14 protein-coding genes, 1 tRNA gene and 1 pseudogene are annotated in these 16,822 nt (G+C 51.6%); 7 read left to right on the forward strand and 9 right to left on the reverse strand.

Going from position 1 to position 16,822, the window contains the following annotated elements; translation table 11 throughout:
* Nucleotides 1–109, forward strand: a 109-nt coding sequence (locus tag F3I21_RS17105; RefSeq protein WP_146068640.1) for an IS3 family transposase, incomplete at its 5' end; no start/stop codon positions are given.
* 347 nt (nt 110–456) lie between these two features.
* On the opposite strand, the gene F3I21_RS17110 is transcribed toward F3I21_RS17105, so the two are convergent.
* The 7 genes and pseudogenes from F3I21_RS17110 to F3I21_RS17140 form a co-directional block, all read right to left on the reverse strand.
* Nucleotides 457–2,091, reverse strand: a complete 1,635-nt coding sequence (locus F3I21_RS17110) for a type I restriction-modification system subunit M (protein ID WP_150059393.1) — start codon at nt 2,089–2,091, stop codon at nt 457–459.
* Nucleotides 2,088–3,242, reverse strand: coding sequence for an AAA family ATPase (locus tag F3I21_RS17115; protein ID WP_223815713.1), 1,155 nt, complete (start codon nt 3,240–3,242; stop codon nt 2,088–2,090). Before F3I21_RS17115 ends, F3I21_RS17110 begins: the two co-directional genes overlap by 4 nt.
* Before the next feature lie 388 nt (nt 3,243–3,630).
* Nucleotides 3,631–4,836, reverse strand: a complete 1,206-nt coding sequence (locus F3I21_RS17120; RefSeq protein ID WP_190286106.1) for a restriction endonuclease subunit S — start codon at nt 4,834–4,836, stop codon at nt 3,631–3,633.
* 25 nt (nt 4,837–4,861) lie between these two features.
* Nucleotides 4,862–7,834 (reverse strand): type I restriction endonuclease subunit R, encoded by a 2,973-nt coding sequence (locus F3I21_RS17125; protein ID WP_150059395.1) that lies wholly within the window; start codon nt 7,832–7,834, stop codon nt 4,862–4,864.
* A gap of 84 nt (nt 7,835–7,918) precedes the next feature.
* The gene (locus F3I21_RS23440) at nt 7,919–8,215 is read right to left on the reverse strand and encodes a hypothetical protein (RefSeq protein WP_223815714.1); all 297 of its coding nucleotides are present in this window, start codon (nt 8,213–8,215) and stop codon (nt 7,919–7,921) included.
* Nucleotides 8,216–8,383: 168 nt separating this feature from the next.
* A pseudogene (locus F3I21_RS17135) lies at nt 8,384–9,648 on the reverse strand (tyrosine-type recombinase/integrase).
* 198 nt (nt 9,649–9,846) lie between these two features.
* A tRNA-Leu gene (locus F3I21_RS17140) sits at nt 9,847–9,931 on the reverse strand.
* 249 nt (nt 9,932–10,180) lie between these two features.
* On the opposite strand from F3I21_RS17140, the gene F3I21_RS17145 reads away from it, so the two are divergent.
* Complete coding sequence (locus F3I21_RS17145) at nt 10,181–10,696, forward strand: DUF2501 domain-containing protein (RefSeq protein WP_150059396.1); 516 nt, start codon at nt 10,181–10,183, stop codon at nt 10,694–10,696.
* 107 nt (nt 10,697–10,803) lie between these two features.
* Here F3I21_RS17145 and F3I21_RS17150 read toward each other — a convergent pair whose 3' ends face one another.
* Nucleotides 10,804–12,183 carry a PLP-dependent aminotransferase family protein gene (locus F3I21_RS17150; protein WP_150059397.1) on the reverse strand — a complete coding sequence of 460 codons (1,380 nt, stop codon included), beginning with the start codon at nt 12,181–12,183 and terminating at the stop codon, nt 10,804–10,806.
* Between the two features lie 120 nt (nt 12,184–12,303).
* Here F3I21_RS17150 and F3I21_RS17155 point away from each other — a divergent pair, with 120 nt between their 5' ends.
* The 5 genes from F3I21_RS17155 to F3I21_RS17175 all read left to right on the forward strand — a co-directional run bounded on the left by F3I21_RS17155 (nt 12,304) and on the right by F3I21_RS17175 (nt 15,459).
* On the forward strand, nt 12,304–12,729 hold the full coding sequence (locus tag F3I21_RS17155) for a GNAT family N-acetyltransferase (RefSeq protein WP_150059398.1): 426 nt from the start codon (nt 12,304–12,306) through the stop codon (nt 12,727–12,729).
* An 11-nt stretch (nt 12,730–12,740) separates the two neighbouring features.
* Nucleotides 12,741–13,346, forward strand: a complete 606-nt coding sequence (locus F3I21_RS17160) for an FMN-dependent NADH-azoreductase (protein WP_150059399.1) — start codon at nt 12,741–12,743, stop codon at nt 13,344–13,346.
* A 12-nt stretch (nt 13,347–13,358) separates the two neighbouring features.
* Nucleotides 13,359–13,838 (forward strand): carboxymuconolactone decarboxylase family protein, encoded by a 480-nt coding sequence (locus F3I21_RS17165; protein ID WP_021506730.1) that lies wholly within the window; start codon nt 13,359–13,361, stop codon nt 13,836–13,838.
* Between the two features lie 95 nt (nt 13,839–13,933).
* On the forward strand, nt 13,934–14,569 hold the full coding sequence (locus tag F3I21_RS17170) for a hypothetical protein (RefSeq protein WP_021506729.1): 636 nt from the start codon (nt 13,934–13,936) through the stop codon (nt 14,567–14,569).
* Nucleotides 14,570–14,781: 212 nt separating this feature from the next.
* Entirely contained in the window at nt 14,782–15,459 is a 678-nt protein-coding gene (locus tag F3I21_RS17175) for a MarC family NAAT transporter (protein WP_021506728.1), read from the forward strand.
* Between the two features lie 112 nt (nt 15,460–15,571).
* Here the strand turns inward: F3I21_RS17175 and F3I21_RS17180 are convergent, their stop codons facing one another.
* Nucleotides 15,572–16,822: a cytochrome c gene (locus F3I21_RS17180; RefSeq protein WP_150059400.1), complete on the reverse strand. Its 1,251-nt coding sequence runs from the start codon at nt 16,820–16,822 to the stop codon at nt 15,572–15,574.

Below are 16,822 nucleotides of genomic sequence, written 5' to 3' on the forward strand. Positions count from 1 at the left end.
TGATTACATCGAAATGTTTTATAACAGTAAGCGTCGGCATGGCTCGAGCGATCAGATGCCACCAACTGAATACGAAAACAAATATTATCAACGGCTCGAAAGTGTCTAGATTATCCGTGGCGATTCAAGGAGAGATAACCAGTAAATCTAGGGCTGGCAGCGCAGAAGAATTGGCATTACGCATTAATGACTGGATAAAACGCAACACTTCCACATATAAGGAGATTTATTCGCTGGCGGGAAATTTAGTCGATTAGCAGGTAGGAGTGTACCGATTTTATAAAATTTACTGGATATTACTTTTAAGCATGTGAATTGTCGGGCTATTAAATAAGAAAACTGGGGCAGGCCAATCTCTGCCTCCCTTTGATGAAAAGGGACGTTTATGGAAAGATGAAATGTCCTTCCCCTGTAAGGGAAGGACATTGTATTTTGATAAAAATCACTCGGTGGGAGTTATGGTAAAAGAGGTAACCCTAACTCTTTGAGAAATTCGTTATGTTTTCTGGTTGCTAATTTGATCTGGCTATCAAGATAAACCAGCTTATCATGTTCTAACGCAAGGTCGATTTCTTCTTCAGCCTCAGCCGTACTCACATAACGTGAAATGTTCAGATTAAACTCTTTCTTCTCGATCTCTTCCATGCTAACACGACGTGCGTAGCGCGGTTCTTCCTTACGGAACTGATATGTATTAATAATCTTTTCTATATGCCCGATTTCACCGTCAGGCATTTCGTCTGCCCTAAGCAGCTGGTTTTGCCGCTTACCTTTATCGAAGTATTCAGCAGCATTGATGAACAATACATCGTCTGCCTTTTTGCATTTTTTCAGTACCAGAATACATACTGGGATACCCGTAGAAAAGAACAGGTTCGCAGGTAGACCAATTACTGTATCGATATGACCATCCTTTAATAGCTTCGTTCGGATGCGAGCTTCAGCGCCCCCTCGGGTTAGTACGCCATGAGGAAGAATAATCGCCATTACGCCATCTTCTTTTAAAAAATGGAAGCCATGCAGAAGGAAAGCAAAATCGGCAGCAGATTTAGGTGCCAGACCGTGATTTTTAAAGCGTACGTCATCGGCTAATATCTCTGTCGGTTCCCACCGATAGCTGAATGGCGGATTAGCTACCACAGCATCAAACCGGGGTATCTTGGCCGGGTTAGTTTCCCGTAGCATATCCCAATCGTTGAGCAGTGTATCACCGTGGAAAATATCAAACTCAGAATCTTTCACTCCATGCAAAAGCATGTTCATGCGTGCGAGATTGTAGGTGGTGATATTCTTCTCTTGTCCGAAAATTTTGCCGATTCCGTGTGGGCCCATCAGGCGACGCACGTTGAGAAGCAGCGAGCCTGAACCGCAGGCAAAGTCGAAAACACTATCTAGGTGTGAGCGTTTTCCCATAGCTGGCTCTTGGCTGTCCAGAGTGACGATGGCTGATAGAATGTCGGAAATACGCTGTGGCGTGTAGAACTCCCCGGCTTTTTTGCCGGAGCCTGCTGCAAATTGACCAATCAGATATTCGTAAGCATCACCTAATGTATCGCTGTCTGTCGAAAACTGTTTCAGCCCCTCAGCAAGCTCTTTTATTATCTTACAAAGACGGTCATTTCTGTCACTGTATGTTTTGCCAAGTTTTTCTGAGGCAAGATTGATTTCCGAAAACAAGCCCCGGAAAACACTGGCGAAGGACTCTTCCTCAATGTACTTGAAACCTGCTTGTAATGTATTAAGCAGTTTCACATCTTGGGTTCGCGCCATCTCAGCAATACTGCCCCAGAGATACTGAGGTTCGATTACATAATGCACTTTACGGCGCATCAATTTTTCAAACTCAGGAACATCCTGCTCATTTTGTTCATACCACAGAGTCAGTGGTAGGAGTCGTTCACCCTCATTCTGTTTAGGATAGTCTGGTCCCAACTCTTTTTGTGCCGCAGTTTCATAATTATCTGACAAATACCGCAGGAACAGGAAGGCAAGCATGTAATCACGGAAATCGTCCGCATTCATTGCACCTCGCAGTTGATCAGCGATAGACCATAGGGTCTTACCCAGTTTTTGTTTTTCGAATTCGGTCATGGTGTACCTGCTATTTCCACCTCAGTGACCTGAGGGAATAAATTGGGATTAAAGGGATAACTACTAAGGAAATTGTTCAGAATTTTTTTGAAATAAGCCTTGTTCTCATCGAGCATTAGCTGTGGTTCATACAACGAATAATTTCCATGACTCAGGATGTTTATCAGGCGTGCATGGAGAATACCGTCTGGGTCGTCATCCCCCTGCTTGATACAGGCCGAGAAGTTCCTGTGCCCGTGAAAGCTCGCTGTCTTCTCAAGTATCGTGCGAAGCATGTTGAAGTGATGAGTGAATAAGCGATCTTCCTGCACGGCTTGATAGAGTTCAACTAAAGCTGCAACGTGGTGGAAGAAAGGAGTGTCGCCTTCCTCGGGCCGCAGCAGAAAGCCGCCGCTGGTCGTATGCTTGTTGACAACGTACCGACGAGCTTTACCCAACTCATTACATAACACATTGAAAAACAAGGTGTGGTGCGTCGAAATAACTGTTTTTAGTTTGTTGTCCTGCCGTTTCAGCAGCTGCGCCAGGTGATTGGCGACAGCAATGGCGTTGTGTTCATCCAGCGACGAAATGGGGTCGTCGATGTAGAGGTACTTTACCCACTGGTAAGCCTCGATTTCTGAATCCATCGCGAGTTCAATCACAGCCATGAAAAAACACCAGATAAAGATGTTTTCCTCGCCGCGCGATACCTTGATGTTTTCAATTATTTCCGTTTTTTCGCCTTCGCCATTTTCTTCCTTAACAACTACTATGCGTGAGAAACGCACAGTCCACTCTTCACCTTGTGAATCGATACGAAAATCGAAATCTGCATAACGCCGCAGCAGTGGGCGGATACGGTTATCCATTTCAAGATCAAATAGCCCTTGGAAAAACATTGATTCCTTGTTGAGCAGCAAACGTCGGTCTTCATCGCCTTCTAAATCGTTGTTCCAGTGAAATAGATCTTCGGTAAAGGCATTGAAATACAGCGTATCACGAGCCTCCTCCTGCTTACCGATGTTCTTGAAAGCCATGGATAATCGCGTCTTACCTGTGCCATTATAAGCATAAAGTAAGATGACCTTTTTAGTTTCCAGTTCACCGCGTAAATGGACTGCCAGCGCGGCAAGCTCAGGAAATACAGGCGGAGTATTCTGCCTCATCATTGTTCCCCATCCATAATCATCCAAGCCTTACGGTAGACATCTACCTAAGGCCTCACCCCAAATTTGCTCCGGCAACTTATCCAGACGTTGGCAAATAGCAGGTAGCTAATCCTCCCGCGTAATTGCATGGCTTCGATCAACGCTTCATCGAGGGTCCAATCACGGGTTTCCAGTGCCTCAGCTATCGGGACTTTTTCCAATGCATCCAGTCCCAGGCCGGTAAGACTAATCCCACGCAGATGTTCGGTCAACGCGTTATGACCTCTCGTATCATTCGGACAAGCAGCCACTGGCTCTTGTAGGAAATCATCGAACGTATTATCTTCCTGCGCGCAATGCTCCTGTCTGAAAATGCAGTCTTGCTCTGACTGGTAAGAAGTCTGCCAAGTCATGCGGGAATCTCGTCTAGCACCGGGAACAATTGCTGCATCAGGCCCCTTTTGTAGGTTTTCAGAGCATTGATTTTCTGATCTTGGGCAGTTATGAGCTCATCAAGGGAAGACAAACACTTGGCGATACGCTCTTGCTCTGGAAATTCTGGAACAAGCAATTTAATTGCTGAAAACTGGGTTTTGTTGATGATAGGAACGGCCTGAATGCCTGCTAGTTTGGCGATGCGTTTTGCGTTCAAGCTAAGAATGTAATAGACGAATCCGCCTGAATGTTCACTATTTGAAACTACAGAGTTTATCTGTTGATTCGTTGCGCAGTCCCGTACATTTTGAGCAACTTTCCCGATGGTTGATCCAATACACACAAACAAAACACTGTTCGCTTTGACCGGACGAGTTTTTTCAAACCCCAAAGCACTCAAAGTAGTCTTGGTTTCGCAAACCCATCCCAGATCAGAAATATCGGCAGGGGAGACAAACATGATATCACCTCCGTAGAACTCTGCATGGGCCGTACTAGGGGTACTACCGGTAATAATTTCACCGAAATCACCAATCGATTTATCCTTCCATTCTCCCATATCCTGAAACTCCGGAAAACGTAGCCGTGGCACAGTTTCACCCTCGCGAGGAAAAAGCTTATGCATTAGGCCCTTTTTATATTTCTTTAACGCATCTAGTTTCTGCACTTCTGCATTGAGATATTCATCTAACGAAGACAGAGAATCGGCGATTTTTTGTTGTTCTCCTGACTCAATGTCTGGGAAAACGACTACCCGCTCTTTTAGGGTCGAAAAATGACGCTTGTAGTCCTCCATCTCCAACGGGCGATGGCTGAGAGAATAGAACAAGTATTTAGAAGAGACAGTTGGTTTTGCTTTAAGTATTTTTATACCATCAGCGCCTTGTGCAAAAGGTTCGTTAACAAACTTTAGGACGCAGGTATGGTCACCAAATACGATGAGCGGTAATGGCTCAGTGATTACAGAACTTTCATCATCAGTCCAGCCACAAATAAGTCCCTGAGATTGATCAATTATGGGGAATTTACCTTGCGTACGATAACTGGTCGACTGCAGTTTCGCAGGTGGACTAATTGTTGTAACAAGTTTCTCCAGCTTATCCTTTTCCCATTCCGGATCTTTTCGAAATTTAGGAAACCGCAATCGCGGCACCAACGTTTTTTTTTCATTGCTACTCATACAGCTTGCTCCCAAGGTAATCTCATTATTTCCTATCTTCATAGGCTGATAAGCCCGCGATCTCACGCCCCTGGGCCAGTTTGTGTAACAACGGTGCCAGTTCATCCATCAGAGCTAGTTCTTTCTGCGTGCGTGCTTTCCAGCCTAGATTCAGCGGAGCCATTAATTCGGAAAGACGTTCGCCATCGAAGATACGGCGGCGCAAAATTTCATTAACAAAAATCAGTAAAGCATCGGATGCAAGTTCGTGCCGGGCGGCGATGTCATTGAGTTCTTTAGCCTCCCTCTCTGCCTTGAAGTGTTCAAAACCCGAACGAATCTGTTTTTCGGTAAATGCTTCATTTACCGGCAGGCTACGAATGTACTCAGTAATATCTTCACGCTCGTCGATAAAATTGGCATCAGACTGGATCAGACCAATGAGTTCTTCACGGTTCAGTGTAAGCTTGCCTGGCTTCTGCTGAGTCAGATTAGCAATAAGGCCCATGATAAAATCGTAATCAATAATCGCAGAGGCAAAGAGTACAAATTCAAAATCGAGTTGTTGCACTTCTGGCGGCGTATGGTCTTTGTCCTGTTGTTCCTTCAATCGTTTGGCAGTTTCTAGATACACGCTCTTGAATCCTTGCAATTGATCTGGCGGTACAATGTTTTCAATCTGCTGCTTCTGCTCTTCAGAAAGATCGGTATATTGGTCAAGCTGAGTTTTGAGTCTCTGAATATCCTTGAAAAGGTTTACGAATTGCGCTCTGGCAGCATCCCCTTTAAGGTTGGCTACTTCTTCCGGCGCATTAGCCAGTCCCTGTGACTGCATAAACTCGGCCAGCTTTTGCGTGGCATTTTGCAGATTACCAATCACTTTAGGCGCGTCATCTACCAGCCAGATCTCACGCGGGTTATCGATTTTCTCACCAGAAAAGAGCGCAATGGCACCTTCTACCGATTTCTGTTGCTGACGAAAATCGAGAATGTTGCCGTATGGCTTGGTATCGTTGAGTACACGGTTAGTTCGAGAGAATGCTTGAATTAAGCCATGGTGTTTGAGATTTTTGTCCACGTATAATGTATTAAGATATTTGGAGTCAAATCCTGTAAGCAACATGTCCACTACGATGATGATGTCAATTTTTTGCGCGGCAGATAAGTCTGTATTGGGATACTGCTGATCCTTGATGCGCTTTTGCACGTCTTGATAGTAAGAATCAAATTCGCTTATGCGATGATTGGTCCCGAAACGGGCATTGTAATCGGCAATGATACGGGTAAGTGCAGCTTTCTTACCTTCAGGATCTTGCTGGTTATCTTCTTTCTCCTGAGGCAGATCTTCCTGTATCTGCTGAACGTCTTTGTTACCTTCAGACGGTGGGGAAAACACGCATGCTATGTTCAATGGTCGGAATTCAGCATCTTTTTCCGCATTTTGTATCTGAATACTGGAAAATAACTCAAAATATTCGATGGCGTCGTTGATGCTGGCTGTCGCCAGAACAGCGTTAAATTTGCGTCGGTTGGTAGCAGAATCGTGCTTGGAAAGAATGGTTTCGATAACCTTAGATTTAGCTATCCCTTCGCCGGGCTTAGGTGGATTCTTTCCTTCGGGTTTGAAATAGTCTATGTGAAAGCGTAGAACATTGCGATCTTCAATAGCATGAGTGATGGTGTACTGGTGCAAACACCGATCAAATAAGTCTTTAGTGGTACGTAGGCTGGCTTGCTGGCCTTCGATTTGCTGGTAGCTAGCATTCGACTCAAAGATGGGCGTCCCTGTGAAGCCAAAAAGCTGGGCGTTGGGGAAGAATTCTTTTATAGCTTTATGATTTTCCCCAAATTGCGATCTGTGGCATTCATCGAAGATGAACGCTATACGAGCGTCTCGCAACGGCTCCAAACGCTCTTTGTAGTTACGTTTATTTGTGCCATCCAGCGCCAGACCCAACTTCTGGATAGTCGTGACAATAACTTTATCAGAATAGTCGTCGGACAAAAGTCGGCGCACCAGTGTTTCCGTGTTAGTATTCTCTTCTACACAGCCTTCCTGAAAGCGGTTAAACTCTTCACGGGTTTGGCGATCCAAGTCTTTACGATCCACTACAAAAAGGCATTTTTCGATGTCTGGATTATCCTTGAGCAAAGTGGATGCTTTGAACGAAGTCAGCGTCTTACCTGAACCTGTGGTATGCCAGATGTAGCCATTTCCGCAATTTTGATGAATGCACTCGACGATAGCTTTAACCGCGTAGATCTGGTACGGGCGCATCATCAAAAGTTTCTGTTCGCTAGCAACCAAAACCATATAACGGCTGATCATTTGTCCCAGCGTACATTTGGCTAAGAACTTATCGGCGAAGCTCTCTAGCAGGGTAATCTTTTTGTTATCTTCGCTGGCAAACTGGTAGACTGGCAGAAAGCGTTCATCGGCATTAAAGCTAAAATGTCGCGCATTATTGTTAGCGAAGTACCAAGTATCAGTACGGTTGCTGACGATGAAGAGCTGTATGAAACACAGCAGTGTCTTTCCGTAACCATTGCCAGGATCGGTTTTGTAATCCACGATTTGCTGCATAGCACGGCGTGGGCTAACGGACAGTGTTTTAAGCTCGATCTGCACCGCTGGTATGCCGTTTATAAGAAGCATAACATCATAGCGGTGATGGCTGTTTTCAGTGTTGATACGCAACTGGTTCACGACCTCAAAATCGTTCTTACACCAGTCTCGAATGTTAACTAGGCTGTAGTTAAGTGGAGTTCCATCATCTCGCTCGAAGCTACTAATATTACGTAGTTTCTGAGCGGCACTGTATACATCAGGGGTAATAATGGTATCAAGCAAACGCTGAAACTCATTATCGGTCAGATGCACCCTATTAAGAGCTTCGAACTTCGCCCGGAAGTTTTTTTCGAGGGAAGCACGATCACGAATGTCAGGTCGAAGTGTATATTTTAAATCAGCCAGCCTGGCAAGAAGGTCTAGTTCAATTTGGTTTTCAGTCGTACTCATTAGTGAGTTCCTCCCCTCAATATCACTTTTCTTTTGTGCTTGACTAAGCTGCAGTTTTCGTTGAATGAGGCATTTAAAAGTGAGCTATTCGGCAGTTTTATTTTTAGATTGCTCCGGCGTTAGTCCGTGCGCCTTCGCATAATTCACAATCAAAATCTCAATCAATGAAGCGACAGAGCGGCGTTCACGATCAGCAGCCAAGCGAAGGAGTTGTTTAATATCGGCAGATGTGCGTATACAAAGTGTTTCGTCTTTAAGGCGAGTCATAGGCGGAACCCTCAATGCTAGAGCCTGTAAATGTAATGCATTTTGCATTGCAATGCTACTGTACTCCATGAGTTCATTTTGACTAAATAAACAATTGCCATGAATATAATACATAATAATTTCAGTTCATTACACACCAGCTTACGATCAAACCAAAGAGACCTGCCGTAAGCTGGGGAGTTTACTAAATGATGACTAACAAAAAGTAATTAGCAGCACTGCTCATCTTCAATCCAAATGCAGATAATGACCACTACACACTCAACTAAATAAGGTTGTAAATTATTTCAAAGGGTTACTAATTTTAGCAAAATCAAATGGACTAACCTCCTTTACCCTATTCGCATCTAAGTAATCCGCCCACCACTGCAGCATCAGCCTCCTCTCTCCCAAATGCTCCGCCTTATGGATGTAAGCTGCCCGAACAGAGCTACGCTCCTGATGGCTCATCTGCCTCTCCACCGCATCCCTCGACCACAATCCTGATTCAATAAGTGAACTACACGCCATAGTCCTGAATCCATGCCCACAAATTTCCGTTTTCGTGTCATAGCCCATCAATCGTAGAGCCTTGTTCACCGTGTTCTCACTCATGGGTTTACGCGGATCGTGATCTCCTACGAAGATCAGGTCACGGTTCCCATTCATGCTTTTGATCTTTTCCAAAATAGCCAGAGCCTGCTGCGATAAAGGAACAAGATGTGGAGTCTTCATCTTGGATCCACGCTGAGAGTGTTTAACGCCTTCCAGCAGTTCACGCTCACCAGGAATCGTCCACATAGCCGTTTCAAAATCTACTTCTGACCAGCGGGCAAAACGCAGCTCGCTTGAACGGATGAAAACCAACAAGGTGAGTTCAACGGCCAACCGGGTTAACGGCCTGCCGGAGTAGTGATCGATACGATGAAGTAGTTCAGGAATGCGATTGAGTTCGAGAGCAGCACGATGCTGTCTTTTCGCCGTAGCAACTGCACCGGCAATCTCTTGCGCGGGGTTGTAATCGATTAAGCCGCTCTGAACGGCAAAGCGCATAATTGCGGTAGTTCGCTGCTGTAAACGGGCAGCGATTTCGAGTCGTCCGGATGACTCGACAGCTTTGATGGGTACAAGTAGGTCTCGCGTTTTCAGTTCTGCAATGTTCCGCTTACCAATGGCAGCAAAGAGATTATCTTCCAAACTTTTTAACACACGAGCACTGTGCGACTCAGACCACTTCTGATTGCTGGCATGCCAGTCTCTGGCAACCACTTCAAACGTTATCGCCTCTTGCTCCTGCTCTACCTTAACGGCTTTCTTATTCTCACTGGGATCGACTCCATTAGCTAGCAGCTTACGGGCTTCATCCCGGCGTGCCCGGGCATCCGCCAGCGACACTTCAGGGTATTTCCCAAGCGCCAGCATCTTCTCCTTACCGCCAAAACGATAACGAAGCCGCCAGTTTTTTAGCCGTTGGGGTGAACCAGCAAAACCATGCCATCGCCGTCAGTCAGTTTGTAGGCTTTTGCTTCAGGCTTTGTCGAACGAACCTTCACATCACTCAGAGCCATGATGAGTATCCTTTCAAGGGTTCTGTGTGGGTACAAACATTATCGAACCGCGATATACCCGCAGCTGTACCCGCATCAGTAAGTTGATGTAGATTGAATCAGGTTGACTTAGGTTGAGTGAAAAAGCGAGGAAAGCCTTGCGGATATTGGATTTCAGGCACAAAAAAAGACGTCCGTTGACGTCTATTGATGTTCCGATGGTGCCGAAGGCCGGACTCGAACCGGCACGTATTTCTACGGTTGATTTTGAATCAACTGCGTCTACCGATTTCGCCACTTCGGCACTGAAGAGGATGCGGAAAACGTGGGCGATTATACCGTTACGCGCTTGCGGCGCAACCGGAATCGATGGGGATGTGCGCTAAGCGTCGAAAAAAGCAGCGCTGCCAAAAACGCTGCGCAAAACCCCGGCAGTCGCCTCCGGAACACTCCCAAACTCGCGCGCGGCGGCCACTTCTCCGGAACTTTCTGCCGCCACATGCCTCTTAACCACAACTGACGCAGTCAGACGTATAAGCACAACGAGGTTGAGATGAAAAAAGCAACACAACGGTTAGTTTGGGGATGGGGTATCGCGGCGGCACTGGTGGCCGGTAGCGCATCGGCGGCGAGCTGGCAGGATCAGCTGAGCAGCGCCGCATCGCAGCTGTCGCAGCAGAACAGCGGCAACACCACCACCAGCAATACGCAGAACGGCGGACTGTCGCTCTCTTCGCTCAGCGGCCTGCTGAACGGCGGCGATAAAGCGGTGAGCGCCAACAGCATGACCAATGCCGCCGGCGTGATGGAGTATTGCGTGCAGCACAACGTGGTGGATAACAACGTGAAGTCGGTGAAGGATCAGGTGCTGAGCAAGCTGGGCCTGAGCAGCACCACTGCGCAGCAGCAGAAAACCGATTACCAGCAGGGGCTGCAGGGCCTGCTGAACACCGGCAACGGTCAGCAGCTGAATCTGCAGAGCCTGAGCAACTCGCCAATGGGTGAGAAGCTGAAAACCAAAGCCTGCGATGTGGTGCTTAAGCAGGGCAAAAAATACATCGGCATGTGATTCCTTCGCGCGGGTTCAGGGGCCGCCTTCCTGCCGTCTGAATCGCCACTCACCTTATGCCAGCCGGCGCGGGCTGTCCCCCGCGCCCTCTTCTCCCCACGCTGCCGCTATACCGCCAGCAATGTCCGCGTCTCATTCGCCACGCGCGCCAGCAGCGTCCTCGCCTGTTCAAACGACTGAATATTGGTGTAGCCAATCACCAGGCCATAGCGCTTTTGCGTCTGCGCGTACCAGCCCGACAGCGGCCGCACGTATAGCGCCTGCTGCGCCCACAGCGTCGCCAGCGCCACGTCCTGGGTGCCGCGCCGCAGAAACGCCACGATGTGCATACCGCCGTCGGTCAGCTCAAAGGTAAACAGCCCCGGAAAGCTGGCTTCGATGGCCTCCAGCATCATGCGGCGGCGCTGCTGATACAGGATGCGCATCTTTTTGATATGGCGATAAAAATGTCCTTCGCTGAGGAACTGCGCGAGGATCTTCTGTGGCAGCAGCGGCAGGCCGGTTTCCAGAATCTCGCCCAGCTCGCCGAACTGCGCCAGCGTGTGCTGCGGCATCACCAGATAGCCGATGCGCATCGCCGGCATCATGGTTTTGCTGAAGGTGCCGGTGTAGATCACCCGGTCGTGCACATCCAGGCTTTTCAGCGCCGGAATCACCTTACGCGTGTAGTGAAATTCGCCGTCGTAATCATCCTCAATAATCCAGCTGTCATGCTGCTGCGCCCATGTCAGCAGCTGATGTTTGCGCGGCAGCGACAGGCTGACCGCCAGCGGGCTCTGGTGCGTCGGCGTCACCACCGCAAAGCGTGCGTCGGCGTGATAGCGCAGCAGATACTCCACGTCGACGCCCTGCCCATCCACCGGCACATAGTGCAGGTTGGGTGCGATGCGCTTCAGCAGCTGCTGGCCGAAGAAGTAGCCGGGATCTTCAAACAGCACTTTGTCGCCCGGCTGCGCCAGCACCGCCAGAATCAGCCGCAGGTTGGCGCGGTAGCCGCTGGTGATAAAGATCTGCTCCGGCTGGCAGTTGAGGCCGCGTGAAATGTTCAGGTAGCTGGCGATGGCCGCCCGCAGCGGCGCATATCCCATCACCGGCGGTATCATCATCTCGTCCGGCCGCAGGCTGCGCGCCGCTTTCGCCGACATCAGCCGCCACTTTTTGTGCGGAAACTCGTCCAGCGCCGGGATGCCGAGCCGCAGCTCGCCTTTGCCCTCGGTCACCGGCAGCAGCGCGGGCGTCGTCGCCGGTGCGCGCGGTGGCGTGGCTGCGCTCGCCAGCTTCAGCTGTGGATTAACGCGCGTACCCTTCGCGCCCTGGCTGACAAAATAGCCTTCACCGATGAGGATCTCATAGGCGGCCTCCACCGTTTTACGCGCCACCTGCAGTTCGCCCGCCAGCACGCGGATCGCCGGTACGCGATCGCCCGGCCGGAGCTGTCCGGCAATAATCTGCTGCCGGAAACGCTGGTAAATCTCTTTGTAACCCACGCGTCACTCCTTCCTCAGCCACGGCGCTATGTCCTACCTGTTTTTACGCGTAATGGCCCTGTTCGCTCAGACATAGCAGTTTAAGATGCAGGCATTCCCCCCGCAATACGGATGACAGCCATGAAGATTGTGCATTACGCCACCGCAGAACAACTCGCGCGCTGCTACCCGCTGATGCGTGCACTGCGCGGGCGGCTGGCGGATGAGGCGCAGTTTATCGCCCAGGCGCAGCGTCAGCAGGCGCAGGGTTATCGCCTCGCTGGTATCGAACATCAGGGACAGCCGACGGTGCTGGCCGGTTATCGCCTGCTGGAGAATTTTATCCATGGCAGCTTCTGCTACGTCGATGACCTGGTGAGCGATCCCGCGCTGCGCGGTCAGGGCTTCGGCGCCGCGCTGCTCGACGGCTTAGCGGTGCTGGCGCGTGAGTACGGCTGCAGCCGCATGGTGCTGGATACCGCAATCAGTAACACCCGGGCGCAGGCGTTTTATCAGCGCTGCGGCTATCAGGCGCTCGGCCTGCATTTTTATCGCTCTATCGTATGAGGAACCACTGCATGAATGTGCTGCACATTAAAGTCAGCCCGGATCTGGCGGGATCGGCGTCGCGCATCGCCTCAGCGCGTCTGATCGAAAAGCTGCGCAGCCGCCATCACGATCTGCACGAGACGGTGCTGGATCTGGCGCAACAGCCGCTGCCGCATCTCGATGCTTTCACCATCAGGGCTTTTTTTACCCCACCGGAGGCGCGTGATGAAGCGCAGCGTAACGCCATTCGCACCTCGGAACGGCTGGTGGATCAGCTGTTTGCCTGCGACACCCTGGTTATCTCATCGCCGATGTGGAGCCTCGGGCTGCCGTCGGTGCTGAAAGCCTGGTTCGATCATATTACCCGCGCCGGCCGCACCTTCGCCTTTACCCCCGAAGGCACCAAAGTCGGGCTGGTGAGCGGCAAAAAAGTTTACTGCGTGATGGCCAGCGGCAGCGTGTTTGCCCACGGGCCCTTTATGCAGGATGACCAGTTCACGCCGTACGTGCGCGCGGCGCTGGCGTACATCGGCATCAGCGATGTGCAGTTTATCCGCGTCGACGGCACGCACGACCCGCTCAGCCGTGCCCGCGCGTTACCCGAAGCACTCGAAACCATTGAACGTCTGTTCTGACGGAGGAAAATCATGACTCAACGCGTTAACCATTTCAAAACCACCCCGGCGCTGGCCAAAGCGATGTCGGATTTGTCGAATAGCGTCGCCAGCGCGTCGCTGGAGAAGTCGCTCAGGCATCTGGTGGATATCCGCGCCTCGCAGCTCAACCACTGCGCGTTCTGCCTTGACATGCACATCAAGCAGGCGGCGATTGACGGCGAGCATGAGCTGCGGCTGCACCATGTGGCGATCTGGCGCGAATCGCCGCTGTTCAGCGCGCGCGAGAAAACCGCCTTTGCCCTGACCGAAGCGCTGACGCGCATTGGCGAGCACGGCGTTGACGAGGCGCTGTACGGTGAGCTGCGCGCGCACTTCTCCGAGGTGGAGATCAGCGAGCTGACCTTTAAGATCGCGGTGATCAATACCTGGAACCGGCTGATGATCCTGTCGCAGATGGCACCCGGCGCGCTCGACAGCGCTTACGGGCTGGATCGTGCTGATTTGCGGTAATTTTTATCGCCAGTGGCTGCGGCTGCTGGCGATAGCATGTTTTTCTGCGCGCCCTGACGCTATAGTGAGGTTTTGCACCACACAGGACACCGCGCATGAAAGGCATCAACATTGCGATTTACTTCGATCCCGACCTGATTCGCATCTGCGTTCACCAGCCGGATGACAGCTACCTCAGCCAGACGTTTCATTACGCCGACAGCGTGATTGAGGAGATTTATCAGTGGCTGGAGCAGTTCACGCCGGGTCGCACCCACATTTGCCTGATTGAGCACGACACCGCCGATATCCTCGCCGATGAGCTGGTGGACAACGGTTATCACGTACATCAGGTGAGCCAGCATGCGCTGCTTAGCTGGTTCGCCAGTGAACCGCCCGCCACGCCGGACGGCTCGCCGGTGCGCGCGCTGCTGCGCTATCTGGAGAATGAGAAGCCGGCAGAGTATCAGTCACGCACGCCGCAGATTGAAGCGCTGATGGAGTTGCTGGATGAGCTGGACGATCTGGAAGGCGTAGAGAGCGAGGAAGATGAGGATAACCTGCCGGATAACGTGCTGCGCCTGATGAAGCAGAAGAAAATCAGCGCCAGCGACGCCGCCCAGCGCCTGTTGCCAGACGTGAATGAACGCATTCGCGAGCATTTGATTCATTACCCCGAGCTGATGACGCCGGATCTGCTGGAAGATTTTTTCCCCGAGCTGCTGGAAGCGATGGAAACGCCGAAGCATTGATGCTGTCCAGGTGCGCATAAATGCGCACCCTACGAAAAAACCGGTGTACAGGGTACTGTAGGGTCGCCATTCATGGCGACCGTTGCGCTGGCAGCTGCGCGCATAAATGCGCACCCTACGAAAAAATCGGTGCACAGGATACTGTAGGGTCGCCATTCATGGCGACCGTTGCGCTGGAAGCTGCGCGCCTGATATTAACCAGGGAATAAATCATGCTGGAACTGTTCAAAGCCATCGGGCTCGGCCTGGTGGTGATTTTGCCGCTTGCTAACCCGTTAACCACCGTAGCGCTGTTTCTCGGCCTCGCGGGTGACATGAACTTTCAGGAACGCAATCGCCAGGCGCTGCAGGCGTCGATCTACGTGTTCCTGATTATGATGGTCGCCTGGTATGCCGGGAACGCGGTGCTGCACACCTTTGGTATCTCCATTCCCGGCCTGCGCATGGCCGGCGGGCTGATTGTCGCCTTTATCGGCTTTCGCATGCTGTTCCCCGCCAAACCGGTCGGGCATTCGGTTGAGGCCAAACACAAGCTGGACGAACTCGACGCCAGCGACGATCCGCGCGAAACGGTGAATATCGCCTTTGTGCCGCTGGCAATGCCGAGCACCGCCGGACCGGGCACCATCGCGATGATCATCAGTTCGGCCTCGACGGTGAAAGCCGGCGTCGATTTCCCAGCGTGGGTGGTGGCCATCGCGCCGGTGCTGACGTTCCTGGCGGTGGCGGTGATTTTATGGATTTCGCTGCGCAGCTCCGGCGCCATCATGAAGCTGGTCGGCAAAGGCGGCATCGAAGCGATTTCGCGCCTGATGGGGTTTTTACTGGTGTGTATGGGCGTGCAGTTTGTCATCAACGGCGTGCTGGAAGTGGCGCACACGTTTCATTAAACAATAAAAAATCGCACCCTACGGTAGCGGCGCGATTCATCGCGCAATGCCCGCCATCTCGCGACGCCGGGCATTGCCATCAGGACAGCGCGCCAGATCGCGCCGCTACGTTTTAGTGCAGCGTTTTCCGCACATCCGCCACCTGTTCTTTCGTCACTGCCGGCGCGTGGTTGCTCCAGCCCTGACGAATAAAGGTGGCCAGCTGCGCCACTTCATCATCGGTCAGACGATACGCAAACGGCGGCATGGCCAGCGTCGACGGCGCTTTCTCCGTTGAGGGCTGCTGCGCACCGGCCAGAATGGTGTGAATCAAGCCGCTGGGATCCTGCGCATTGACGATAGTGGCCTGATCCAGCTCCGGGAAGATCCCCGGTGCGCCTTTGCCGGTGACAAAGTGACAGGCACCGCAGTTGTCGAGATACAAACGCTCGCCTTCGCTCAGATTCTTCGCCGCCGTCAGCTTCGCCTCGGTCTTCTGCTGCGCCTGCACGTCGTACGCCTGCAGCGGCGGATTGCCGCCGAGGAACTTCAGGTAAGCGGCAATCGCATGCAGATCGGCATCCGTCATGTGCGAGCTGGAGTGCTCCACCACGGACGTCATCTCGCCGCCCACCGCGGCTTTATCGTTACGTCCGGTTTGCAGATAATCGACAATCTCCTGCTCGCTCCAGCGTGGCACACCGCGCAGCGACGGCACCTCCCAGTTATTCAGGCTGCCGCCGGCGAGGAAGCGATCGTCGCTGCTGTCCAGCGCCTTCTCGTTCATGCCGAGGCCGCGCGGCGTGTGGCAGCTACCGCAGTGGCCGAGGCTTTCCACGATGTAAGCACCGCGATTAACCTGCGCTGACGCGCCGCCAATCGGCTGGAACGGCTTATCTGAGGTAAACGCCCAGTTCCAGAAACGCATGCCCCAGCGCTGGCTGAACGGGAAGCTCAGCTTGGTTTCCGGCGGCTGCGCGCTATCTGGCTTCACGCCCTGCATGAAGTAGACGTACAGCGCGTGCAGGTCTTCATCGCTGATTTTGGCGTAATCCGGGTACGGCATCGCCGGGTAAAGGCGCGAGCCGTCCGGCAGCACGCCTTTGCGCACCGCGTCCGAGAACTGCTGCTCGCTGTAGTTGCCGATGCCGTGCTGTTTATCCGGCGTGATGTTGGTGGAGTAAATGGTGCCGAGGTTCGACTCAATCGCCAGCCCGCCAGCGTAATCCGCTTTGCCGGCTACGGTATGGCACGCCATACAGTCGCCAAGGCGCGCCAGATACTCGCCTTTTTTAATCAGTGATGCGTCATCTGCTGCCTGCGCCTGCACCGCACAGCTGCCCAGCAGCACCGCGTGAGCGATTAACAATGATTTTAATTTCAT

Source organism: Pantoea sp. B_9 (assembly GCF_008632015.1).
Classification (GTDB): Bacteria; Pseudomonadota; Gammaproteobacteria; order Enterobacterales; family Enterobacteriaceae; genus Pantoea; species Pantoea dispersa.

What these genes read in the sequence shown, in the direction of transcription:
- F3I21_RS17110 (WP_150059393.1), bottom strand. Translation starts at nt 2,091, where the DNA reads ATGACCGAATTCGAAAAACAAAAACTGGGTAAGACCCTATGGTCTATC.
- F3I21_RS17115 (WP_223815713.1), bottom strand. Translation starts at nt 3,242, where the DNA reads ATGATGAGGCAGAATACTCCGCCTGTATTTCCTGAGCTTGCCGCGCTG.
- F3I21_RS17120 (WP_190286106.1), bottom strand. Translation starts at nt 4,836, where the DNA reads ATGAGTAGCAATGAAAAAAAAACGTTGGTGCCGCGATTGCGGTTTCCT.
- F3I21_RS17125 (WP_150059395.1), bottom strand. Translation starts at nt 7,834, where the DNA reads ATGAGTACGACTGAAAACCAAATTGAACTAGACCTTCTTGCCAGGCTG.
- F3I21_RS23440 (WP_223815714.1), bottom strand. Translation starts at nt 8,215, where the DNA reads ATGTATTATATTCATGGCAATTGTTTATTTAGTCAAAATGAACTCATG.
- F3I21_RS17145 (WP_150059396.1), top strand. Translation starts at nt 10,181, where the DNA reads ATGAAAAAAGCAACACAACGGTTAGTTTGGGGATGGGGTATCGCGGCG.
- F3I21_RS17155 (WP_150059398.1), top strand. Translation starts at nt 12,304, where the DNA reads ATGAAGATTGTGCATTACGCCACCGCAGAACAACTCGCGCGCTGCTAC.
- F3I21_RS17160 (WP_150059399.1), top strand. Translation starts at nt 12,741, where the DNA reads ATGAATGTGCTGCACATTAAAGTCAGCCCGGATCTGGCGGGATCGGCG.
- F3I21_RS17165 (WP_021506730.1), top strand. Translation starts at nt 13,359, where the DNA reads ATGACTCAACGCGTTAACCATTTCAAAACCACCCCGGCGCTGGCCAAA.
- F3I21_RS17170 (WP_021506729.1), top strand. Translation starts at nt 13,934, where the DNA reads ATGAAAGGCATCAACATTGCGATTTACTTCGATCCCGACCTGATTCGC.
- F3I21_RS17175 (WP_021506728.1), top strand. Translation starts at nt 14,782, where the DNA reads ATGCTGGAACTGTTCAAAGCCATCGGGCTCGGCCTGGTGGTGATTTTG.
- F3I21_RS17180 (WP_150059400.1), bottom strand. Translation starts at nt 16,822, where the DNA reads ATGAAATTAAAATCATTGTTAATCGCTCACGCGGTGCTGCTGGGCAGC.